The organism is Bartonella phoceensis (genome assembly GCF_902825145.1).
Classification (GTDB): Bacteria; Pseudomonadota; Alphaproteobacteria; order Rhizobiales; family Rhizobiaceae; genus Bartonella; species Bartonella phoceensis.
Map to the genome: position 1 here is coordinate 151,637 of NZ_CADEAD010000001.1, position 22,190 is coordinate 173,826.

Below are 22,190 nucleotides of genomic sequence, written 5' to 3' on the forward strand. Positions count from 1 at the left end.
TGGTTACGAATGGCTATGTTCCATTTGCGTATCTACTTCATTAGCTGTTAGTGTTGGAATAGAAGAGACATCAATGTCCCTCAAGGCATGCCATGTATCATAATTGGCTTGAAGCTGTAGCCAAAGGGCTGGTCCATTTCCTAACAATTTACCAATGCGAGCTGCTGTTACGGCTGTGACTGGACGTTCTCCTTTAAGGATGCCATGCAAGTGCTGGCGTGATATTTGAAGTATCCTAGCAATTTCGGTTTTGCTTGCATTTAAATGTTCTAAGGATTCAGCTAAAATTTCTCCTGGATGAGAAGGACAACGATTAGGATTACGTGTAGTCATGGATAGTTTCCTTTACAATTAATCTTAAAACCTTCAGTGGTATTGCTCTAGATCAACATGGTAAACATGTCTGTCTTTAAATTCAAAAGTGATACACCAAGGACCATTGATATGAATTGTGTAGCGAGTCGGAGTAAAGCCTTTAAGCATATGAAAATTATAACCTGGTACATTGATATCACTAACTTGAGAAGCTGCGTCAAGAGTATCAAGACGGCGAATAATACGCTGTTGAAGCCTGCTATCAATCTTACTTTTTCCTGTTTCCCAGAGAGATTGTAGGTCTTTATTTTTAAATGTTTTGATCACAGCAAATTCAGTAACATCATTTTAAATAGAATGTAATGTATTAAGTGACAAGTGTCAACAAAAATGTTACAATTTAATACGGTTGATGCCAATACTGTAGAACTGAAGGAATGTAAGAAATGAACATCAAACCTATTCGCACTGAACAAGATTATCAAGAAGCCTTAGAAATTGTGTCAGCAATGTTTGACCAGCAACCAGAAGTTAATACGCCAGAGTTTGATAGAATGAAAACTCTTGTTTTTTAATTGAAGCTTATGAAGCCGAACACTATTCTGTTCCTCCACTTCATGCGTAAAGAGAAGGACAGGCACATGGAGGGAATAAACTTGCCCGTAAACATCAAGGATTTTACAAATATACCAAAAGCTGTCTGATCAAATATTGCTAAAAATTCAGATCCTTTGCCATTCTTAATAAAGCGAATACGAAGTTTAAGTTCTATTGCCATTTTGCTCTCCAAATCAATGAAGAGACCATAACAACACTCATCCTCTCTCATAAGCCTGACAGTGTCAGTCAAAAAAAGTCCTTTAAAAGGGCTTTAAAAGAGCAATAAAAGGACAAATCATACAAAGTCCGCCTATACAACAAGCATTCCTATAACTTAGCTTATTTACCTTTTTTGTGGCTCCCCTATAGGTGGCTCTATGATTGCGTCTTTCTCTGCTGGTTGCGTAGATGCGGATTGTTTTTTGTTTTTATCCAATACGGGAGGAGAGAACACTCCGTCCTTATAAGTCCAGCCGATTTGTGCTTCATGTGAAGGAATAGCTTCCCCGTCAAAGCCGTGAACATAATCTTCTGAGGCTACGATAATGTTCGTTACCACACCATTTTCAACAACTGCATAGTCCATGAAAAACTCCTATATATAAAATTTCAACAAGATAGCTCCGTTACCACCGGCGCCGCCACAATTAATTCCACCATCATTCCCATTGTAATATCCGCCGCCACCGCCGCCACCTGCTGCATTCCCTTTACCGCCGTTACCCCCATAACCACCTTTTTTGCTTTCGCCACCATAACCGCCTCCTCCATTATAAGCACCTCCACCGCCACCGCCGCCACCACCAAAAAAAGAGGATCCACCGTGGCCACTTCCACCATTTCCACCATCTCCACCAGACAAAATATAACCTCCAGAGCCGTTATAACTATTGGAGCTACTATCGCCACCCTTACTTCCTCTGACAACAGACGTTCCGCCAAGACCTCCAGTACCTCCACCGCCTCCAGCTCCACCAAACGCCAATATAATATCTTCAATTATTGTTTTTCCGCCTGCAGCACCGAAGTTACCACCGCTACCGCCTCTACCACCACTGCCAATTTGCACTGTTGTTGATTTTTTAAGCGCAGAGACTTTTGTTTTCACATACACACTTTGAGCATCACCGCCACCGCCACCACCAAAATTACTTGATTTGTTGTTGTTTCTGATTCTACCCCCATCTCCACCGCCGCCACCGCCCCCCCATGCCCATATTTCTACATCTGTGTCATCCCTAACACCTTCAGGAAATGGAAGTGTGCCACTTTTTGTTATAAGGATTTCGACAGGTTTTTTGATTAATGAAGCTATTAATTTATCCACTTGCGCTTTCGTATAAACAGGTTCATCATCAACTGTAAGTGGACCTTTTAATGTGCTCCCCGTTGTGCTTAAACGGGTAACCACTCTGTTGTTACGTATAAGACTAAACGAAGAATAGTCTGACAGTAGTTCTAAGCCACCACTCATGGTGACTTTGCTGGTAAACTTATTATAACTTTGCCATTCATTGGCTTGTTTGAGACGACCATAGCTGGTCAGATCTTGATTGATCTTGGCTCTAAAATCATCAAGCCCCACGATATCTTCTGTTTTATGTTTATGTGCACCTAACAATGAGACAGCACTGCCAAAGGTAAAATTATTGTTGCTTGATTTATAGAGAACATAATTGTTGGCGGCATCTTTTGCTCCCTCGATATCCTTTAAATCAGCAAAAGTGAAGGTTTTATCCGCTGCCATCTTGCTTTTAAGGGCTGTTTCAAGACCACTGACTTCGCTGATCGTATGCGTGTGTTTTGTTGGCGCTTTTCCCTTCGCCTTTTCCTCAACATCGGAAAGAGCTTGATCAAGTTTGTTGAGATTTTCACGCAAGATTGGAAATTCAGAACTGATAAAACGTCCTTCTTGTGGCAATTCCATGTCGAGTTTTTTAGTTTTGCTCATTTTTCGTTCTCCCATCATATGATGCCGGCACCAAAATCACACACCATAGACCGCGCCGCCGGTCCACCGGTAAGGGTGAGTTTAAGGCGCGCTTGTCGTGCTGTTTTGTCACCACTGATAAATTTTCGCTCTGTCCAGAGAGGCTCCGATAACTGTTCTGTCTCATCCAGTTTTAAAGGGACAAAGGTACCATCATCCAGTTGCATCTCGAGTGTAAAGGTTGCACCGCCTGGTAAAAATGTTTTGATATAGCTCGTCAATCTTGCCTTTTCCCCAAAAGCAAAAGCCCTTGTGACATAGGTTGCTGTTTGATGGATTTTTCCTGCAATCAATTGCACAGGAGCAAATAAGACGGGGGAGAGTTTCTTTGTGCCTTTAAGAATGGCGCGAAGCCTTACCTTTTCACTGATATATTCGCTAAGGCTCAGCAATTGAAAGGGCAACAGTTGATAAATCGTGCCATTGTTTCTTTCAATTTCAAAGAGAACAGAACAATCGCTTGAAGGAAGTTCAACGGCTGCACGTACTTGCAAATCAGAGCAGCCCACAAGATCAAAGGTGCCTAAATCAACCGTCTTTTCTGTTTGTGTATAGCGGGCAGCAAGCACCCGAAAGGCTAAAGCCTCATCTTGATGGGCTGTCCAGCTCTTGGCATTAACCGAGGAAAAACGGGGACCGGTCACATAAGGGTGGCTTGAAACATATCTTTGGCTGTCTTTATCAAAATCACCAAGTTTTGCCAAGGAGACGGAATGGTCAGCATCATCGGTTTTAATCACAAAAGCGGTGAGACGATCATCAGGCACAAGGAGTGGCACATCATAGCGTGCTCCTGCCCATCCTTTCTTTGCTCCCTTCATAGAATAGGATGTTTGCGCTTGAATATCGGCAGTAGGATAACCGTTTTCAGTGGTGACCAAATCAATCACCAGATCATGGTTCTGATTGCCAATTTTACAAAGGTGGAAGTCAATACCGGTGATTTGCCGTGTTTCATCAGGGGTAAAGACTTGGGCTTGTGGATCATAGGCAGTCCATATTTTTACCGTTGTGGTGCGTCGCATCACCTTTACATCAATCACACCTTGACCGGTAAAAAGCCCTGTTGCAATCGTTCCACCTTTTCCTCGTGCCACAACATTTTTTGTGCCCGCAGTAATGTTTTTAGGAATCTTAAAGGTGCCTTCAAGGATGCCATAGGAATTGGCAAAAAGGGAACTATTGGGTAAAATATTGACACCATCAAAGGTGAGGTCCTCTAGTCTTTCGCCTTTACCAAAGCCTTCAATTTTAAAATTCAACGTAATTTGTCTTAAAAAATCGATTTGTTCTTGGGTTGCATTGACCAAATTATCACGCACTTCTGTTTTAACGATGCTTCTTCCACGGTTCCAGCCCATAGTGAGTTGATTGGTGACACCAGAGAGCCAATCGGTACGCTGTTCATGCCAAAAATCTGTTGCGGGGGTAAGGGTGACTGTGCCAGGGAGAGGGGCAAAATTTTGATAAGGATTGATCTTTTCGCAAGCGGTTGTCAATTCTTGCGCAATAATCACTTCATTTGTCCAGTCAAGCGTAACGGGTGCGGTTAAGCGAGCGGTATAAAAGGTTGGATCAATGGCCAGCTGCAAAAGACCATTGCCGATAGCCCCTGTTTGCGGAAAACCTTCATCTCTGTAACTGTCATCCAGAAAAGGGTCTGCAAACATGCCTTTTTTGGCAATGGGTTCTTTAGAGTCAACATTGCTTTTAATGCGTTCTAATTGCATCAGCCGATCAAGGGAGAGCACCCGTTGAAAATAACGCCACATCTCATCATAAGGAGCAACACGTGTCCCATCATTAACCACAAGGGGGGTACGAAGCCAATTGTTGGTAATGGTGGCAAGAGAGAGCACATCATCAGGGACACTAGGTGCCATGGGTTGGTCTGCCGAGACGCCTTTGATATAGACGACATTGCCTTTCGTATTGAAACCAATACGGTCAATGCGGGGGAGTTTGTAAGTGTAACTGACAATAATATCACCGCCTTCAGCACCTCCTGAGACGGTGATTTCTTGCTCTGTGATTTTATCAGCGCTTATTCGTGCACGGTAGCGGTATGTCACTTTATAGCTGCTTCCTGGTAAGGGTTCGTCTCCCACCGGCGCCCAATCAATGGTGTCTCCGGTTTTTTTGAAGTCTGTGCCTTCTTTAAATTCTTTGCCACCTTGAACAATTTTGATAAAAGCGGTGATGCTTTTGTCAGGAACGCCATCACGCCCTGAGACAACTGCACCGCGGGTGACTGTGACGGTTTTTTCTTTTGTCAACAAAAGAGACTGAATATCAGCAATGGGCGCATAATAAGTTTTAAAGGTAAAGCTTGTTTTTCCTTTTTGAGGGGCAAAAATATGGGTCTCGCTAGGCACTGCGCCTTTAGAAAAATCCTCTGGTTCTTCGTATCGCAAGGCTGCCAAGCGCTTGCGTTTGAAACCATTAATATTAGCTTCACCTTCTTGAATACTGAACACTTGCTTTTGTCCCTCTTTTCCAAGGGCTGTGACACGGCATCCCCCTACGATATAATGTCCATGGGCGCGGTCATACGTCGCAATGGCTTGCATAGCCGGTTCAAGCAGAGAGGGAGATTTTTGATCAATCAAAACGCCATCTTGTAAGATATAGACCGGAAAAAAAGCCCCTTGCTGGTCATCATCTTTGAGAGCCCAGACAAGTTTTACGATCTCACGGGCTGCTCCGGGCTCTCCTTCTGCCAAGGACCCTGGAACTTGCCCCAACAGTTCTGGATCATCCTCATGAGTCACCCATTTCTTTTGCAATTTTACACCGATTTCCAAGCGCCCAACCATGGAAACATTCTTGAGAATAGCTTCTGAAACAGGGAAAATATCGCCTGCTATATAAATCTTTCCCTCTGTCAGCGTCACGGTCTTTGTGTTTTTGTTGACAAAAGCATCAGCCCGTTCAACCCGGTCTCCTTCTTTGGCCACAAGGCGCCCCAAACGGTCATGACGCCCCCTGATGATGGTTTGAACTTCATTGAGTTCACCCGCTTGAAGAAAAGGGCGCTGTCCATAAAACACCACGCTTTGTTGCTCTTCTTTGCCGATTGATCTGTCAATTGCAAAGGGTAAACCACTTTCATGCTTCATGTTAAAACCTCAATAAAATTTTGAATTGTTCGCGAACATCGGCACGCAAAGGAATGTTGATAGGTGCTTTGATGATCTCCACACCGCCACGCAGTTCATCAGGTTCTAACCAAAGCTTGCCTGGCGGTGTCTTCTCTTCGAGGGAGCCATGAACCACAACCGAAACACATGTGGCTTGTTTGTCCTCAACATCCTGAAAGTCTGTTTGAGCTGCAAGAAACAACAGAGTGCCTGTTGGGGAAGGATTAAATCTGTTGCCACAATGGCTGTAAACACCCTCTAAAGCTTGTTCGACAGGTTGTACACTAGTGCATCTTCGAAACCCAATCAGAGCCTTGTTTGCATCTCTTAAAGCTAAATAAAGGGGACGGTTGCAAAACCACTTTGCCATGAGGAGATCGCGTTCGTGCTTTTTAACCGAACACCAGGGAAAATTAGCCAACTCCCAAGGATAATCAATTTGGTTCCAGCTTAACTCCTCATCTGTGTCATCAATCCAGTTGCCAATAAGCTTTCCTTCTGCTTTGGTGAGGGTGTGATTAATTTCTGTCGTGCGTCCAAAGGAAAACGGAGTGTCCCCAGCTGTTAAGCGCACGCCACTCTCAAAATCCAGCATGCTGTCATCAAGCCGTGACATATTGCCCTCTATGGCTTCCACATCATACCCATAGATTGCGCGACGGAAATCAGAGCGCAAACTTTTGGAAAGTCCCACAATCGCTTCAATGGCTTCAAGGCTGTTTTGTTCAGGCAATTGATCAAAATCAAGTTGGAAGGAGTTCCACCATGCACGCCCAGACCATGCGGGCTTAAAACGTGCAGAAAGATCGAGCCATTGAAGTCCCAACTCAATGGCTGCAACAGAACCGCGCAGGCGTTGCCATTGGAGCCCAGAATCAATCAACTCATAGAGGTTTGGAACATAAGGCGTGAGTTCACCAAGTCCATATTCTTCAATCAACCACGGCAAAAAGCGAGGAGGACGTGTGATCAGTTTTGCACGTGAAATCCCCGAAACAGCCCCATCAACATCTTGATGAAAGTCGCAAGCATCGGCGAGGCGTTTCTCAAATTCTGTTGCATGTGAGGGGAGCAGCGAGCCAACCATTAGCGCGCCCGCCCTTTAAAGTTTAAGGTGATTTTGCCAATCGATAAGATTTCTTCATCACAAACCGCACTGTCCTTTGTTGGTGTAATGGCAATCACTTTTTGGACACCAGGGATCATCAGTTTTGAAACCCACCACGAGAGGCTTAATTCACGACCAATGGCTTGTTCTTGTTTCCAAGCCGTGCGTAAACTTGCTTCCATTGTCGTGAGAATTTTCAAAGATGCTTCTGGGAGCAGCCAAACATCGGCTTCTAAGTCCAGCACTTTTTTGACAGCCGCATGCACAATGATGGTATCATTGGTCATGATGATATTTTTTCTGTGAAGAGCTTGTGAAACTGTTTGTAAGAGATCTTCAGAGGCTGTTCCTTCTTCATTGTTGCCAAAAACAGCAACATAGATGGTTGGATCTTTGCCTTTACGATAGATAATGGCATCTTTCACTCGACTATCGGCTGTCAAGGCGATAAGCTTGTAATAGGGTTCTGTTCCACTTCCATTTCCCCCACGGGCATGAAGCTGTATGCGTTCACGATACCTCGTATCGCTCTCTCCCTCTATGCGGGCAATACCGTGCCAGTTTCCCAAAGCATCAAGAGATTCACCGGTGGCAAAATCAAGAATATTATTGCGTGTTGCCTCGTTGATACGCTGTCTTAAAAGCAGTTCTCGATAGCTAAAAGCCTCTATGACTTTTACGGCTGGATCACTTTCCAAAAATGTATAATTAGGTAAAAGCTCTTTTAAATGGGTAAGAACAGCAGCGCGGATTTCCTCAAAAGAAAGTTCTGTAATAATTTCGGGTTTTGCAAGCGCTTTACTCATTTTATCAATAATCCTTCCATGGTGATGGGCTTGCCTGATGGTAAATAAATGCCCTCAAAGGACAGAGAAACTTGTCCGGCTTCAAGCATTTTAAAATCAATCTTTTTGAGCTTAAAACGCGGTTCCCACTTGTCTAAAGCCTCAGCAATGGTGGCATAAAGAGCAACAGAAAAGTTGCTGTTAACCGGTGCATCAATGAGCTCAGCAAGGCGTGAACCGTAGTCACGACGCATCACTCGGGTGCCAATCCGTGTTGACAAGATGTCAATAATCGACTGTCGCAAATGCTCTATGCCGACCAATGGTTTGCCTGTTGCGCGGTCCATTCCACTGTTCAATTTGGACCTCCCGTCATGGAACCACCAGGGGAAACACCCCCATGAACATGGGTTGCTCCTACATTGGTGTCGTTATGCTTTAATTCCCTTGAATGAATGGAAACCTCATTGTTGCTTGAATGAAGAGAAACATCTTTCTGCGAATTGAGTGAAATATTACCCTCTGCTTTTACAGAAATATTGCCCTTTGCCTTTAAATTCAGGTCACGTTCTGAGATGATTTTTATGCCATCCGGTGCACTAAGCTCTAGCTTACCTCCATCCCCTTTGAGTGACACACCATCAGAGATTGTCAGGATAAATTTTCCACCCGACTTTATATTAAGTGCATAGGTGTTTTGTTCATCATTATATTCAAGGCTGGTACCATCGGGATAAAGTGTTTTATGGATATTGCCTTTATCGGCTGCTTGGTTCGCATCGGTATGAACAGAGCCAACAATCACCCCTTGAGATAAATCGCCTGATGATGAAACAACAACCACTTGCTCTCCAATATCGCGCCCCTCATAAGAGCGTGTTTTCCCAGCGCGGGCTTGGGTATCGGGAATCCAATCACTGACAAGATTGCCCGTTTTTACCCGATAGCGTGCGTTTTTATGGTCGACATGGCTAATTTTCCCCACCACAACCATATTGGCTATGCGTCTCTTTAAATCAGTGATCTCTTTATCGCGTCGCTCTAACATGGTCACCTTCAATTTTATGGTATTTTTCCTCATTTCCTACACCTGTTTCTGGTGCAAAACCGACAAGAGGTTCAACAGCTACTGCGATTGCATTTCCTTCATCAGGGCAGGGAATATTGGTAACGTAAGTCACATCAAAGGTTAAAATTGCACCGTGGAGTGCTAGAGCGCCATTATCACCAAAGGCAAAAGCAATATTTTGCAGGTGGCATGTTTCAACGGTGTTGTTAAGATTGGGATTGGCATGGAAAATCTCTTCAACTTCCCACGCTAATTGGTCAACAAAACGTGCGCCATCTTCACATGTTGCATAGCATTCAACATCTACTGTTAAAACACGCCGCCTTAAGCCAAAATCATGTCCATCTTCAATGGTTTCACTTTGCGTTGAGATATTAATGGCTGGCATTGCTTCAATAAATAAGTTGAAGTCATGCATATTGAAAACATTGTCACCAGCCGCTGTTTTTGCTGCCTTTATCAACGCAACAAATGTTTCTCTTATCGTCTCGCGGGGATGCATGGGAGCTCCTTTTAGACAAATTGATTTTTAATCATTTTTATTGCATTTGTGGATACATTTTAATATACATACGTTATGGTAACAAATATCAAAATTCATGGCATAAATTGGGATGACGGGAACTGGCCCAAATGTGCCAAACATGGAGTTTGTAAAAAAGAGATAGAATATTTATTCACCAATCCGGGGAATCTCGTCATAAAGCACGACCCAAATGTTAAAGAAGAGCGTTTCAGAGCTATTGGAAGAAGCTATAATAAAAGATATATTTTTTTAGTTTTTACTTTGAGAACAATAAAGAATGAACTGTTTGTGCGTCCTATTAGCGCCCGTTATATGCACCAAAAGGAGATCGATTTTTATGAAAAACTCTAAATTAAAACAAATACCTGTTTTCAAAACGGATGAAGAAGCAGAAAACTTTGTCGATACTGCTGATCTTACGGATTATGATTTAACTGGTTTTAAACCTGTTCATTTTGAATTCTTACCTAAAGAAGCTTCTATCAATATTCGCTTACCTCAAGCACTTATGAAGGCTTTAAAGGAAAAAGCTAAAAATCAGGCTATCCCTTACACACGCTATGTTAGGCATCTAATTGAACAAGATTTACGAAAAAGCCATCGTAATTAGTTTTCCTTTATCGTTGATATAGGAGGTCGAGATGAAAAATTATATTGCAATACATCCAGGAGAAATTTTACGGGAGGAATATTTAAAAGAATATGCTCTGTCTGCTTATGCTCTTGCAAAAGCATTGAATGTTCCACGCACGAGGATAGAACGTATTGTTGCGGAAAATAGTCCAATAACTCCTGATACGGCTCTTAGATTAGCCTCTTTTTTTGATACTACAGCTGAGTTCTGGCTTAATATGCAAGCCGCTTATGATGTTCATATTTTACAAGCCGAAAAAGCAGATGAATTTGCCAAAATTAATAAGTTTGAATGTACAATTTAACCACCTCCCCACCTTCGAAGTGGGGAAGGGGTATGTTTTACTTAAGCAACTTTTCTAATAGGGTTCTCGAAATTTGGTTCATAAGCGCGCAATAAAGAATCCATGCTATGCGGTAACTCTGAATCTCCAAAATCTGTGAGAACTGTTAAGATTTTAAGTATACTTGGCATCTCATCTTGAATTTTTAAAATTAAAGCTTTTTCTATTACACTCATAGTATCAACCAGAGCAGTACAATCTTTATCATTCATATTTTCATGTCTAGAAAATTGAGATAATGCCAACCACAAATCGCATAAGAAGTTAGTATCTATCTTCATTGCACACCCCCAAAGATTTGCTCTCTTAAGCATGCCAATCCTCTGGATGTGATTTTCGTTGAAGGGAGCACCTTTTCTGTACCATCCGGTCTTTGAATGGTGATAGCAGGGCAGTCCATGAAGCCTTTCTTGATTTTATCCTGATAAGGTAATAGAGGCGCTCCTGGAGCCCGCCGATAGACCCAATCATTTTTACGTAAGTAATCGGTTAAATCCTTTGGTCGTATCTCTAACATCTTTGCTGCTTCGATGAGACCAAACAGACCATCAGAGCGTTTTAAACCTTCTAAAGCCTCTGCTTTTGGAGTCAATTCGGCAATAACATGGTTTTTCTGTTCTATTTGACTTTGTAAGTGATTCAAGACACCAAGTAATGCTTCAGGTTTGGAGTAGTCAACTTGTGGTGTTGCTATTTGCTTTTCCAATTCTTGCCAACGGTCAATGATTTTTGCTCGTAAAGCAGTGCTGTAACCAGACACGAGAATTAAACATTCACGCTTTGGTAGGTAATAACAAGGAAGAGTGCGACCTGTGGAATCTTTATAGACTCCCGAAAAATCACTCGGCTCAAATTTGAGCTCAGTGAATATTTGCTTAATATCGCGTATAACATTCTTATGCTGCTTACCACACACCTCCGCAATTTCAATGCTAGCCATAGTTTGAATTGCTGCGTCATCAGCAACGGTTTCAGTAATTCTTATAAGAGTGTTCATTGTGAACTCCTATCGATTAGAGGTTTTCTATTGACATCCAAAGAGGATGCCGGGCGCTAGAAAACACGGTCGATAGTCCGTCGTTACACTTTCCCCGCAAGGGTATTGTATAGCGTAACTACACCCGACAAATCTATTATACGCATGTAGCATATAATGAGTCAAAGCCTTTAATACACGGAAAAGAGATTGTGTCGGCAATCTATCCGCTATCGATTTAAGGTGTTTTCTAGGCACCTGATTCGACAATAGACATAATATTGCTACTTTGTCAAACAAAATATTAAAACATTGACGAGCTTCTCTCCCTTTCTTATTATTCTCAAGCATAGAGAGCTCTTTGGCTACACTTAAGGTGAGGTGATATTCTTTTAATACCACATTTTGACGTTCGCCAATTTTGGCGAGCGTTAAAATATAATCTCTTTCCTCTTTAAAATCATATTTATTGATACGGTCTTTAATCCAATTGGAAAAATCCCGTTTTACCTCTAAGAATGCGTGCAATTCGCGTGCACTAACGGTTTGAACAATCTCTTGTCTAATTGCTTGTTCTGATATTTTAATGAGAGTCATTTTAAGCTCCTAGATGTTAGAGTTTTTGATTGACACTCTAAAAGAGTGCCGGGTGCTCAAAAACACGGCATCTAGTCCGTCGTTATGCTTTCCCCATAAGGGTATTCTATGGCATAACCACACCCGACAAGACCTTTATATGCCACGGCACATAATGAGTCAAAATCTTTAATGTTCAGAAGATTGATTATTTCGGCAACCAATCCGCTAGATGTTTTAAGGTGTTTTTGAGGCACCTGACTCGACTATTCACATCCTTATGATGATGTCAAGCATTAATATCACTTTTTTCTAAAAATGATAAGCTATCTTTACTTTATTTATCGACTCACTTTAGAATCCCTCTCTTTTTATTTATAGCGGAGGGGGAGTAATGCGCGACGTACTTGATACAATTGCGATTATTGTATGGTTGTTATCTTTACCAATTATTATCACTGGGATCGTTTTCGTATGTAGAAAAAAATGGCGCAAAATGGGGTTAAAGACTCTTGGTGTTGGTGCTCTATTATTTGTCGGTGCTCCAATAGTAGGTGTTTCTGTACAGAAAGACAAACCAGGTCAAGTTGTACATAATAATGAAGTTGTTACCCTCTCTTCGACTTCGTCAATAGATGTTGCTACTCAAGATGAAAGCATGGCTCAGGCACCAGTTGAGAATACTGATAAGCAAATCATGCCCACTCAAGACAATAAATCAGATGAAAATAATGGATTAGGTTTTTGGGGATGGTTTTGGTTAATTTTCTTTGCGTTTTTTGCGTTTTCCATTTTCGCTTATTGGCAAGATAAACGCAAAAAACGCTTTCAAGAGAAAGTTCCAGAACAGGCTTCAATGTCTCTCCCTCCTGCACATCCTTCTTCTGATTTCTCAGTCGTTAATAAAACATCTCCAGCATTTAAAAACGAACGATTGGAAAAGGGGATCAAGATTTTTCTCCTTTGTGCTCTATTGATTGGGGGCACAGTAGCAATAATAAGTATTTCACCATGGTTATTAATAGCCATTATTATTGTTTCACTTTTGGGAATCGCTGTCCATTTTGAAAATAAAAATGTAAAGCTTTTTGAAGAACAAGTTGCGATGTTGCAACCAGATATTCCTCCCTCTAATTTTTTGGAGGCGTGTGAAATGTTTCAAGAACTTGATGCGAGTGAATATGATTATCGTTTAGCGCGTAATGAAAAATTGTTGGGAGTTCAAGAACGCGTTTCCTTTGATATTAGTAAAAAGACCACACTTTGGGGACGTCTTTTGGTTACAGATCAAGCCATTGTATTTGAAAGCCCTGAAAGGAATGAAAGGACTACTTGGACACGAATTGCATCAGTAGCTATAACATACAAAGGATGCCAAGTTAGTCGCCGTACCGGCATTCCGTGGAATTACCAATTCACTGCTTTTTCAAGCCCAAGATTTACAGCAGTAATCCGAGCTCTTGGGCGGCCTTATTGATTTTTAAACACACCACACAAAGATGTTTCATTGTTTTAGCTCCCGCAAGATAAGTTTGTACATACCGGATTCAGAAGCTTGGACATCTGTGACCACGAATTGCTCTTGAGAAGAGGGGGCTTTGTTGTTTTCAGGAGAGATGATCACAATACTATCTTGAAGTTTTGGTGGTATTCCCCCGATATCATTGATACAAACATCAAGTTCCTTTTTTGCGATTGTCGTGGGAATTCTGCCGCCAGCCTCCGATTCTGAATGCTTAATGGTGTAAATTGCTGTAATTTGAAACGATTGTTGATTATCCTTTCGCGTGTAGATGACGGATTGCCCAAAGGTGTTGCACACGTCTTGAATCATTTGGTTTAGCAACCCGTGCCATCGCATGTTATTTTCCTCCACTGACCGCTTTAAAGAGCATTTCAGGACGCGTGCAAATATAAAGCGGATAGCTGTATACCTCCGGTTTTACCCATGCATTACGGTCGTTATCAACGATCAACATGGTGTAGAGCGGTTTTCCAACTGTGTTGGCAAAATCCAAACTTTCTCCAGGAGAAAAGGTTTTTTGAAACACTCCCGGTGCATTGGCGGGCAAGAATTGACATTCATCAGGCTTAATGCCTATGGCGCGCTTTGTTCCAGCCTTCGCACTCACATTATAGTTGTGAATACTCCGGTAATTAATGAAAGTCACACCCGCGAAGTCAAAACTGCCAAAGCTCCCAGAGCCAATTGAACTTGGTGTTGCAATACCTCCAGCACTATTCAACGTTTGTGCAAGAGCTGTGTTGAGATAAGTTTCACGAATTGTTTTATGGTTTTTCAATTTGGAGAAAAATTCATTTCCACAAAGCCCAATAATGCGTGAACGATCAGAAAACGCTCCCTTTGAAGCTTCAATCATTTTCATAATGACTTGATCAACATGGTCCGCAACATTGGTTGTCTCATTATTTAATTTAAAGTCAATCGGCTTTGGAGGTGTAATTTCCCATTCCTTGTACCAATCGACAATAACAGAGCCATCGGCATCAAGTACCACCCCTTGAACAGCGCCAAGTTGCATGTTTTCCCATGTCAATTCGATTTCAGAAATCAGTTTCTTTTGTTTTCTGGCAATATATTTCATTGCTGTCTCGAGTTGATCTTCTGTCCCAAATTCACGCCGGTTCTGGATTTCCTCTGATTTCACCGTGTCACTTTTGGCAATACGTGTTGTTTTGAAAAACCGAAGATTACGTCCATCTCTATCACCTTCTGCCAAGGGAGCGCCACGTTCACTGGTTTGAATCAAGGACAATGTATTGTCACGTCTTTCAATACCAACCACTGTGGTGCTTGTTTCCACTTCCTCAAAAAGATCAAGAGAACTAATAAGGCCCGGCTGAAACTCATAGTTTTCAATCGCTTTCATCATTGTGGTGGCAGAGAAAGCGTCGTGTTTAAAAAAATTCATATCCATGTGCGCATTCTCCTATCGCAATAAAATATTGTTATGGTCTTCGAGAGACTGAATGGCAGCACTTTTTTGTTCATCTGTAATGGCATCTGGCCATAGCAGTTCAGAAGCTTTTACAGTGCATAAGCGTGCTGTCATCACGGTACGTTGATCGGCTTGAGAGGCATCAACAGTGGCAAAAGAAATCCCAGCAGGGATTTGACTGCCATCTGATGCTGCTGGATTAAGGGGGGCATATTTTTGTGATGCTGTAATTTTCCCCATGACAGTTCCAGCTTCAATGAATGCTCCTGATGCAAAAACCACTTCTTCGTTTGACATATCCGGATCGTAGGGTCCAAGATAAGCGCCATTGCGTACGTCTTCATAAAAAACTTGACTCATTTTATTGCCCTCCAAGCTGTTTCCCATTTTGCATAAATTTTTTCCTTGCTCGTCCCATCCCTATGGGGAGATGTGGTTGATAGTTTTAAAGATGCGCTTTTCGAGACAGCGGCGGTTAACACAACATTTTTTGCTTTCTCAACACTCATGCCGCTTTTAATGGCTTTTGCTGCATCAAAAGAAACGCCTAAGCGTTTTGCTTGCCTTTCAAGGTTTGTCAGTGCCTCGCCACGTTTTCTTTCCTTTTCAAGAGCAGCTTTTACGCTTTCCTGTTTATCTTCGTCCTCATCTTCGTCTTCGTTTTCCTCTTCTTCGTCGAAGTCTTGAGTGTCTTCGTCAATGTCATTATCATTTTCGTCCTCTTCGTCCTCATTGATGACGTCGACAATTTTTTCATCATCTTCTTCGGCGCGGTATTGTGTGCGTGCCATGTGTTTTTTCCTTTTTTTGTTGCTGTTGGGGTTTGTGATATGGAATCCGTTAAGGCTTCCAAAGCTTGCGCAAGGGTGCCCTGCGCATCTGCTAATCCAAGCTCTAAAGCTTGGGTGCCTATAAAAGTTTCTGCTTTTGTGTCACGAATTGCGTCCGCATTCAGAGGTCTGTTTTTTGCAACCCAATCGACAAACATTTCGTAGAGCAGGGCGCAATCGGCTTGCATTTTTATCTGTGCTGTATTGCTCAAGGGTTCGTGAGGATTGCCATGCGTTTTGTGATCACCTTCAAAAACAAAGGTCCATTTAAGCCCCTGTTTCTCATCTGCACGAGATTGGTCAAGATGGGCGCAAACAACCCCAATGGAGCCTACAACACTCGTGCGTGCAACCCAGATTTGAGAAGCTGAACAAGCAATGGCATAAGCCGCCGAGCAAGCAAATTCATTGGCATGTGCCCAAATGGGTTTATTGTATTGTTTTGAGAGGGTTTGAAACTCTTCAACCAAATCAAAGATACCACCGGCTCCTCCCCCACCACTGTCAATATCGAGTAAGACGGCATGAACATCAGGTTGTGCAATGGCTTCACGAAAAGAAGCCCTTAACCCTTCATAAGAAGTCAATCCCGATAAAGCTCCAAGCCATGCACTGCGGCGTACAAGCGTACCATGAACCGGTATTATGGCAATATTGTTTTGTACCACATAGGTTTCTGGTGGTCTGAAAGCTTCTGTATTCTCTTGCGAATAAGCTTCAATGGGAAACTTTTCACTTGCAAAAAGGCGTGGGGCAAGAGCATTGAGAATAATATCAAGCTTTGTGGAGGCAAGCATGTGTGGAACCCCAAAAAGCCGTGATGCCAAAAACGGCATGTCAAGATTATTCACCATTTTTATGTGCTTTACTGTCTTGGTTACTTTCATAACTCTCAGAAGAGTCTGAATCTTCATCATCAATCGCTTGATTTTCACCAGAAGGTGCTGCCATATCCGTGTCAAAAGATAAGCCGCGCGCGCGAGCATCTGTATGCTCTTCCTCAAGTTCGGCATGAATGCTGTCGATATCAAAGCCCCGTTCAGCAAGAGCCATACGTCGTGTTTTCAAGCCAGCACGGATTTCTTCTTTTTCCGCTGAGATATCTTTAATAGGATCAATCATTTCAAGCGGGGGCGCAAAGCTTTCACATTGAAGCCATGGCAAGGGATTTTCTTCCCATCTAGGTAAATTCAAGCATTTGCCAAGCACTGCCATTTCAACAAAGCGCTCCCAAACAACGCGGTTAAACTGAAAGGCAATGATATGTTCACGCCATTGTTTGACATGTCGTCTAAACTGAATGATAGAAGTGCGCACATTAGAAAAGTTGCCACGCGTAACGTCTCCAGTGACAACGGCATAAGGCATATTGAAAGCCGAGCAAATTTTTAAAATATTACGAAATTGGAAAGCCTCATAAGAACCTCCAACTTCAACAGGATTAGAGAATGTAACCTCTTTATTCTCTCCTAAATAAAGAGATGCACCGGGCTCAATGACAGGTGCTTTGTATTCTTCTTCAATGTCGTTTTTATCACGATTATCGGATAATTTTGCGACGTTTGGGGAATTGTCCTTGACAAACGCCGCGAAAAGAGCCGCCGTCCTTTTTCTATCGAGTTCTGCGTCATCATAGGATTCGAGTTGAAAGATTTTTGTCATACAGCGCGTTATTTTAGGAGAACCGCGCAATTGTCCAGCAATACGACGCTCTTTGATATGAATGACCATTTCAGCAGGGACACGTATGCGCTCTTGGCTCTTAAAGGATCTGTTTGCAGGGCAATCATCATAGGGATGATGTTCCCAAAAATGATAAGCAACCCGCTTGCCACTTGCATTAAATTCAATCCCCATACGAATGTAATTGCCTTCAATCTCAGCAGGTCCATTGTAAGTAAGATCGAGCATTTCAGTAGGATAAACTTGCAACTGAAGAGGTACACCAGAGCGCCCATAAAGGTCAACATAATGCAGTCTGACAAAACATTCGCCGGTTAAAAAGACCTCTCGGGCAATGGTTGCTTGCAAACCATAAAAGTTGGCATCTTCATCATAATCCGCCTCATCAACCCATTGCCACCATAAGTCTAAAAGCTTTTTCTTTTCTTCTTGAAAACCTTCAATGCGAGGATAAGGTTTAATCCCATCGCTCACAGTTGCAGAGACCCATTCTTCAGTCGCAGAACCGTAAAGAGCTTCATTGTCATAAAGCCATCTTGAACGGGCAACAATGGTATCACCGCATTCTTCAATCGCTTTATTGATATGTTTTTTTGCGGGGTCAAAACCACCCATGCGACGGCTTTTGCTTGCCGCTTCAAAATGGGGATTGTGTTGGCGAGAAATTGTAAAAAAGCCCGTAATTTTATTGAACAAACCAGCCATTAATAGCCTCGTGAGATATTAAAATAGAACACGCGTGAACTTTTGCGCCCTTCAAGGTCCGCTATTTGCGTATTGATCATTTCAAGAGCTCTGCGCAGTTCCTCAACAGAGCGATTGCTGACTTGCTTATCGCCGTGACGCACTGATTGCGCACCCGAATAAAGAGCCTCTTCAATTTGTTCACGCCGCCTTTTTAAACTTTCCAGTCTGTCAATTTTGCTGTTAAATTGTCCTAAAGTTTCATTCACAAATTACCTCCAATCCCCTCGCATATAAGGATTTATCACCGTTCTGGATTGTTTCCTTTGAGGTTGTGCTATCTGAGATCTTCTTGGAGAAGTGAATGAAGAAATCCTAGGTGTTTTTTCTTCCAAAGAGCTTTCAGCAATTTTAAGTTTTTCCAAACGCTCTTCTAAGATATCGACTTCTCGATTAAGGTTTATTCCTGCCGAAATCAGACCTTGTAAAGCAGCATAAGCATAGACCCTACAATCCAAGGCTTCGTTTCTTGCCTTTTCACTTTTTTGCCATTCAATACGCTTGAAGCCTTTAAAATATTTGATGACTTTTCTTTCAGCGGTTAGCTGGTCAAAATATTCTCGATCAAGGCTTTTGTGAAAGTGTGTTGCACCAGCTCCCGTTGCTTCTGGACCCGATTTTTTAAACCGTGCTGTAATGATATCTTTCGCGGCATCAACCCCAACAATATAAAGATTAATCTGTCCTTTATTGTTTTTGCTTGGTCGGCGTGGCCATACCGCACGCCATCCCGCCTGTCCTTTAATCCCCCAGATGCGCCGCCCCTCCCGCGGGCGCACATAATTATAAACTGCCTGTGTATGTCCACCACCGGTATCAATGCATGCCGCTGTTATCCTAATCCCCTCTTTATAGCCTGGATGCGGCCAGCGTTTTGCAAGATATTCATCCAATTGGTCCCACACTTCAAAAGAAGAGGGATCACCAAGGATCACTTGATAATCAATATGCCAACTTTCTTCATTACGCCCCCATCCTACCACTTCAAGCTCTAAACGGTCATTTTGCACATCAATGCCTGCTGTCAACACGACGGCTTGTTCTGGTGCTAAAGGATAATCTTCGCGTTTTGCATAGAGGCTGTCTGGATCAATAACTTCGCCTGTTCTATCCTCCCATGGCTCTCCAAGCACTGTATTGACAAAAGGCTGTAGAAGAGCTGGATCATCTTTAGCATTTAAAAACTCTCTTGCGCATTCCCCCCATGTAAGCCAAGGTGAATAGAGTGCCGAAATATGATAAGAGCGCAAATTGGGTCTGCTTGACTCACTGGTTGGGACCCAGCATGCGCCTCTTTCTTCACACATGAGATCTGTTTTTCGGTGCTCGGCATGTTCATGACCACAATGGGCACAAACAAAAACAGCTTTTTCGGGAGCCCCTTTCGGCCATTTGATTTGTGACCAAACAATCGGCTGTAGTGTACCACATGCATCACAAGGCACGTTGTAATATCTCTGGTCTCCTAGTACAAAATCTTTGGCAATACGGCTTGTGTCACGGTGGGTGGGTGTGGACAATTTAAAGATCTTTCGTTGTACAAAGGTCGAGGTACGCTTTTCTGCAATCATCACTGGATCGCCTTCGTTATCGACACTGAGAGGATAACCATCCACTTCATCCAAAATCAGATAACGAATAGGCATAGAACGCAAACCAGCCGCACTGTTTGCCCCTGTAAGCATCAGTGCACCACCATCAAACTCTTTCGAAAACATGGTATTCCCACTGTCACGTGCTCGTGCTGGGGCTATGCGTTCACTTAAAACTGGACTTGCCATAATCATGGGATCAAGCCGTGTCTTTGAAAGCTTTTTGGCTGTTTCAACGGTTGGCATGACATAAAGAGCAGGCCCTGGACTATAATGAATAGCATAACCGCAGAAATTTAATCCTGCCTCTGACATGCCAACCTGCGCTCCTTTCATGACAATGGTTGTTTCAATCGGTTTGTGAGAGGAAAGATTATCCATGATTTCGCGCAAATAGGGGGTCCGCTTTGTTCTCCACAATCCAGGTTCAGCACTTGCTACGGTGCTAAGGTATCTATTCTTATCCGCCCATTGGGAAACCGTATACGGTGGGTCCGGTTGTCTTGCATCATTGGCATGGGCGAAAAATTCTGTAACAGCATTCTCATCCATTATTCATTCTTTGCTCGCCCCAAAACTCTCTCATTCTGGAGGTTGAGGATCATGATAAGGAACTGGAATATGAACAGCTTCAAGCAAAGCCTTTCGTATGTAATAATCAATGGCACCGATTAGGCTTGCAGCATCACATCCAATCTGTGCGGCAATGCTTGCACCAAATCGATGAGGAAAATTCAACATAGCGTCACGGTGTGCTCTTCCAAACTCACGCGCTGCTCTCTTGACTTCTTCACGGTCAACGGTTGTTTCGCGTAAGCGTTCAAGGGCAATCTTCTCGCTTTCAAGGGCAACTTGCATTCGCTCCAGTTTAATCTTGTATTCATTAGCACCCTCTGTAGAGGCTTGTTTGATCTTTGTTCGCGGTTGACCATCCGGTGCTAAAAATGGAGCAGGGCGTTTTGTTGGATTCTCATTCCAGATAGCTGTTGCAAGGGCTTCATTAACAGAACCATCTTCAAAAAGAGCTTGATCAAATTTACCTGTCTTAAATCGAGAAACCACTGCATTAGGAGAAACACGCATCTTTTTGGCAAATGCACGAAGCGATAAACCCTTCCGAGCTTTCTTATTCATAGTGGCTCCTTGCCTTTTTCTGTCCTAAGAAGTAGGTGGTTACGGCATTACAAATAATTGACAATCAGGTATAATCCGGTATATATTCCGGTATGCGAACGGATACACTTCAAATTACACAAGAATTGTTGGCTCTCATTACTGAGATTGATGAGTTCAAAGGTGCTTGGCGCGCCTTTGGAACTCTTGCCCCTGAAAGATTAAATACTCTTCGTCATATTGCTACTGTTGAAAGTGTTGGATCTTCCACACGCATTGAAGGCAGCAAATTAACAGACCGCGAGATTGAACAGCTTTTAGCAAATTTAGAAATTAAACGTTTTAAGAGTCGTGATGAACAAGAAGTTATTGGTTATGCCAAGGTTATGGAAACAATTTTTCAATCTTGGAGTGATATTCCCATTACAGAAAATCATATCAAACAACTTCATCGTGATCTTTTATGCCATAGTAATAAAGATGAACGACATCGAGGTGAATATAAGACCTCACGTAATGATGTAGCAGCTTTTAATTCTCAAGGAAAAATGGTTGGTATCGTTTTTGAAACAGCCACACCATTTGACACACCATATCGAATGCAAGAGCTTATTACTTGGTTCAGTAAGACCAGTGAATTAAAAGATCTTCATCCTTTACTTACGATTGCTATTTTTAATGTCACTTTTTTAGCGATTCATCCTTTTCAAAATGGAAACGGACGTTTAAGCCGCATCTTAACCACCTTGCTTTTGTTACAAAAAGGTTATGTTTATGTACCCTATTCATCCCTTGAAAGTGTTATTGAAAATAATAAAGAAAGCTACTACTTAGCTTTAAATCAGACTCAAAAAACAATTTATACTAAAACCCCCAATTGGGAACCTTGGATACTCTTTTTTTTACGTGCTCTACAAAAACAAAAACGCCAATTAGAAATAAAAATAGAGAGTGAAAAAAATGCTCTTTTTTCTTTATCTGAATTGGCTATTAATGTTCTTGATTATGTACGTAATCACGGACGTGTTACAACCCGTGATATGGTGCGTGAAGTTGGTGCAAGCCCTAATACACTTAAAGCAACCTTTACATCATTAGTTGAAAAAGGTCTTTTGATACGTCATGGTGGTGGGCGATCAACTTGGTATGGCTTACCTTAATTTTTATTGTCTTATTGATACCTCCCCATTTTTGAGAACGGGGAGG

Annotated in this window: 28 protein-coding genes; 6 read left to right on the forward strand and 22 right to left on the reverse strand. The window is 42.4% G+C overall.

Annotation, left to right across the window (positions count from 1 at the left end; translation table 11 throughout):
* Positions 1-3 precede the first annotated feature (3 nt).
* Both J7R07_RS00670 and J7R07_RS00675 read right to left on the reverse strand, forming a co-directional pair.
* Positions 4-333, reverse strand: coding sequence for a HigA family addiction module antitoxin (locus J7R07_RS00670; RefSeq protein WP_011180254.1), 330 nt, complete (start codon positions 331-333; stop codon positions 4-6).
* A 33-nt stretch (positions 334-366) separates the two neighbouring features.
* Positions 367-642 carry a type II toxin-antitoxin system RelE/ParE family toxin gene (locus tag J7R07_RS00675; RefSeq protein WP_208435033.1) on the reverse strand — a complete coding sequence of 92 codons (276 nt, stop codon included), beginning with the start codon at positions 640-642 and terminating at the stop codon, positions 367-369.
* A gap of 119 nt (positions 643-761) precedes the next feature.
* Here J7R07_RS00675 and J7R07_RS08475 point away from each other — a divergent pair, with 119 nt between their 5' ends.
* Positions 762-890, forward strand: a complete 129-nt coding sequence (locus J7R07_RS08475) for a hypothetical protein (RefSeq protein ID WP_281384534.1) — start codon at positions 762-764, stop codon at positions 888-890.
* A 368-nt stretch (positions 891-1,258) separates the two neighbouring features.
* Here the strand turns inward: J7R07_RS08475 and J7R07_RS00680 are convergent, their stop codons facing one another.
* From J7R07_RS00680 to J7R07_RS00715, 8 genes are read right to left on the reverse strand one after another with little or no spacing between them, the layout of a single operon-like run.
* Complete coding sequence (locus tag J7R07_RS00680) at positions 1,259-1,501, reverse strand: hypothetical protein (protein WP_208435034.1); 243 nt, start codon at positions 1,499-1,501, stop codon at positions 1,259-1,261.
* Between the two features lie 9 nt (positions 1,502-1,510).
* Complete coding sequence (locus J7R07_RS00685) at positions 1,511-2,866, reverse strand: Bgr_08870 family protein (protein ID WP_208435317.1); 1,356 nt, start codon at positions 2,864-2,866, stop codon at positions 1,511-1,513.
* 14 nt (positions 2,867-2,880) lie between these two features.
* Positions 2,881-6,024: a DUF4815 domain-containing protein gene (locus tag J7R07_RS00690; RefSeq protein ID WP_208435035.1), complete on the reverse strand. Its 3,144-nt coding sequence runs from the start codon at positions 6,022-6,024 to the stop codon at positions 2,881-2,883.
* A gap of 1 nt (position 6,025) precedes the next feature.
* A complete protein-coding gene (locus J7R07_RS00695; protein WP_208435036.1) occupies positions 6,026-7,132 on the reverse strand; it encodes a phage tail protein in 1,107 nt (368 codons plus the stop codon).
* Entirely contained in the window at positions 7,132-7,959 is an 828-nt protein-coding gene (locus tag J7R07_RS00700; protein WP_208435037.1) for a baseplate J/gp47 family protein, read from the reverse strand. The genes J7R07_RS00695 and J7R07_RS00700 overlap by 1 nt, the downstream gene beginning before the upstream one ends.
* Positions 7,956-8,297 carry a GPW/gp25 family protein gene (locus J7R07_RS00705; protein ID WP_208435038.1) on the reverse strand — a complete coding sequence of 114 codons (342 nt, stop codon included), beginning with the start codon at positions 8,295-8,297 and terminating at the stop codon, positions 7,956-7,958. The genes J7R07_RS00700 and J7R07_RS00705 overlap by 4 nt, the downstream gene beginning before the upstream one ends.
* Positions 8,294-8,986, reverse strand: a complete 693-nt coding sequence (locus tag J7R07_RS00710) for a phage baseplate assembly protein V (RefSeq protein WP_208435287.1) — start codon at positions 8,984-8,986, stop codon at positions 8,294-8,296. The genes J7R07_RS00705 and J7R07_RS00710 overlap by 4 nt, the downstream gene beginning before the upstream one ends.
* On the reverse strand, positions 8,967-9,509 hold the full coding sequence (locus tag J7R07_RS00715; protein ID WP_208435039.1) for a hypothetical protein: 543 nt from the start codon (positions 9,507-9,509) through the stop codon (positions 8,967-8,969). Before J7R07_RS00715 ends, J7R07_RS00710 begins: the two co-directional genes overlap by 20 nt.
* 75 nt (positions 9,510-9,584) lie before the next feature.
* Between J7R07_RS00715 and J7R07_RS00720 the strand changes: the two genes are divergently transcribed.
* From J7R07_RS00720 to J7R07_RS00730, 3 genes are read left to right on the forward strand one after another with little or no spacing between them, the layout of a single operon-like run.
* A complete protein-coding gene (locus tag J7R07_RS00720; protein WP_208435040.1) occupies positions 9,585-9,884 on the forward strand; it encodes a BrnT family toxin in 300 nt (99 codons plus the stop codon).
* Positions 9,871-10,143 (forward strand): CopG family antitoxin, encoded by a 273-nt coding sequence (locus tag J7R07_RS00725; RefSeq protein ID WP_208435041.1) that lies wholly within the window; start codon positions 9,871-9,873, stop codon positions 10,141-10,143. Before J7R07_RS00720 ends, J7R07_RS00725 begins: the two co-directional genes overlap by 14 nt.
* Before the next feature lie 31 nt (positions 10,144-10,174).
* Positions 10,175-10,471: a HigA family addiction module antitoxin gene (locus tag J7R07_RS00730; RefSeq protein WP_120100579.1), complete on the forward strand. Its 297-nt coding sequence runs from the start codon at positions 10,175-10,177 to the stop codon at positions 10,469-10,471.
* 41 nt (positions 10,472-10,512) lie between these two features.
* Here the strand turns inward: J7R07_RS00730 and J7R07_RS00735 are convergent, their stop codons facing one another.
* The 3 genes from J7R07_RS00735 to J7R07_RS00745 are packed head-to-tail and all read right to left on the reverse strand — an operon-like array spanning position 10,513 to position 12,083.
* A complete protein-coding gene (locus J7R07_RS00735; RefSeq protein WP_208435042.1) occupies positions 10,513-10,791 on the reverse strand; it encodes a hypothetical protein in 279 nt (92 codons plus the stop codon).
* A complete protein-coding gene (locus J7R07_RS00740) occupies positions 10,788-11,507 on the reverse strand; it encodes a Rha family transcriptional regulator (protein ID WP_208435043.1) in 720 nt (239 codons plus the stop codon). The genes J7R07_RS00735 and J7R07_RS00740 overlap by 4 nt, the downstream gene beginning before the upstream one ends.
* Before the next feature lie 27 nt (positions 11,508-11,534).
* A complete protein-coding gene (locus J7R07_RS00745) occupies positions 11,535-12,083 on the reverse strand; it encodes an antA/AntB antirepressor family protein (protein WP_208435044.1) in 549 nt (182 codons plus the stop codon).
* Between the two features lie 373 nt (positions 12,084-12,456).
* Between J7R07_RS00745 and J7R07_RS00750 the strand changes: the two genes are divergently transcribed.
* Entirely contained in the window at positions 12,457-13,539 is a 1,083-nt protein-coding gene (locus J7R07_RS00750; protein ID WP_208435045.1) for a hypothetical protein, read from the forward strand.
* A 27-nt stretch (positions 13,540-13,566) separates the two neighbouring features.
* On the opposite strand, the gene J7R07_RS00755 is transcribed toward J7R07_RS00750, so the two are convergent.
* Genes J7R07_RS00755 through J7R07_RS00795 form a run of 9 tightly spaced genes read right to left on the reverse strand, consistent with a single transcriptional unit; the run spans position 13,567 to position 21,005 of the window.
* Positions 13,567-13,923 carry a head-tail joining protein gene (locus tag J7R07_RS00755; RefSeq protein ID WP_007346878.1) on the reverse strand — a complete coding sequence of 119 codons (357 nt, stop codon included), beginning with the start codon at positions 13,921-13,923 and terminating at the stop codon, positions 13,567-13,569.
* Between the two features lies 1 nt (position 13,924).
* Complete coding sequence (locus J7R07_RS00760) at positions 13,925-15,001, reverse strand: major capsid protein (RefSeq protein ID WP_007346879.1); 1,077 nt, start codon at positions 14,999-15,001, stop codon at positions 13,925-13,927.
* A gap of 12 nt (positions 15,002-15,013) precedes the next feature.
* Positions 15,014-15,382 (reverse strand): head decoration protein, encoded by a 369-nt coding sequence (locus J7R07_RS00765; protein ID WP_208435046.1) that lies wholly within the window; start codon positions 15,380-15,382, stop codon positions 15,014-15,016.
* Positions 15,379-15,759, reverse strand: a complete 381-nt coding sequence (locus J7R07_RS00770; protein WP_246464819.1) for a hypothetical protein — start codon at positions 15,757-15,759, stop codon at positions 15,379-15,381. Before J7R07_RS00770 ends, J7R07_RS00765 begins: the two co-directional genes overlap by 4 nt.
* Positions 15,642-16,706, reverse strand: coding sequence for a S49 family peptidase (locus J7R07_RS00775; protein ID WP_208435047.1), 1,065 nt, complete (start codon positions 16,704-16,706; stop codon positions 15,642-15,644). The genes J7R07_RS00770 and J7R07_RS00775 overlap by 118 nt, the downstream gene beginning before the upstream one ends.
* Positions 16,696-18,240, reverse strand: a complete 1,545-nt coding sequence (locus J7R07_RS00780; protein ID WP_208435048.1) for a phage portal protein — start codon at positions 18,238-18,240, stop codon at positions 16,696-16,698. Before J7R07_RS00780 ends, J7R07_RS00775 begins: the two co-directional genes overlap by 11 nt.
* Positions 18,240-18,488, reverse strand: coding sequence for a phage head-tail joining protein (locus tag J7R07_RS00785; RefSeq protein ID WP_208435049.1), 249 nt, complete (start codon positions 18,486-18,488; stop codon positions 18,240-18,242). The genes J7R07_RS00780 and J7R07_RS00785 overlap by 1 nt, the downstream gene beginning before the upstream one ends.
* A gap of 3 nt (positions 18,489-18,491) precedes the next feature.
* Positions 18,492-20,423: a phage terminase large subunit family protein gene (locus J7R07_RS00790; RefSeq protein ID WP_208435050.1), complete on the reverse strand. Its 1,932-nt coding sequence runs from the start codon at positions 20,421-20,423 to the stop codon at positions 18,492-18,494.
* A gap of 30 nt (positions 20,424-20,453) precedes the next feature.
* Complete coding sequence (locus J7R07_RS00795; protein WP_208435051.1) at positions 20,454-21,005, reverse strand: hypothetical protein; 552 nt, start codon at positions 21,003-21,005, stop codon at positions 20,454-20,456.
* A 92-nt stretch (positions 21,006-21,097) separates the two neighbouring features.
* Here J7R07_RS00795 and J7R07_RS00800 point away from each other — a divergent pair, with 92 nt between their 5' ends.
* Positions 21,098-22,144 carry a Fic family protein gene (locus J7R07_RS00800; RefSeq protein ID WP_208435052.1) on the forward strand — a complete coding sequence of 349 codons (1,047 nt, stop codon included), beginning with the start codon at positions 21,098-21,100 and terminating at the stop codon, positions 22,142-22,144.
* Positions 22,145-22,190 lie beyond the last annotated feature (46 nt).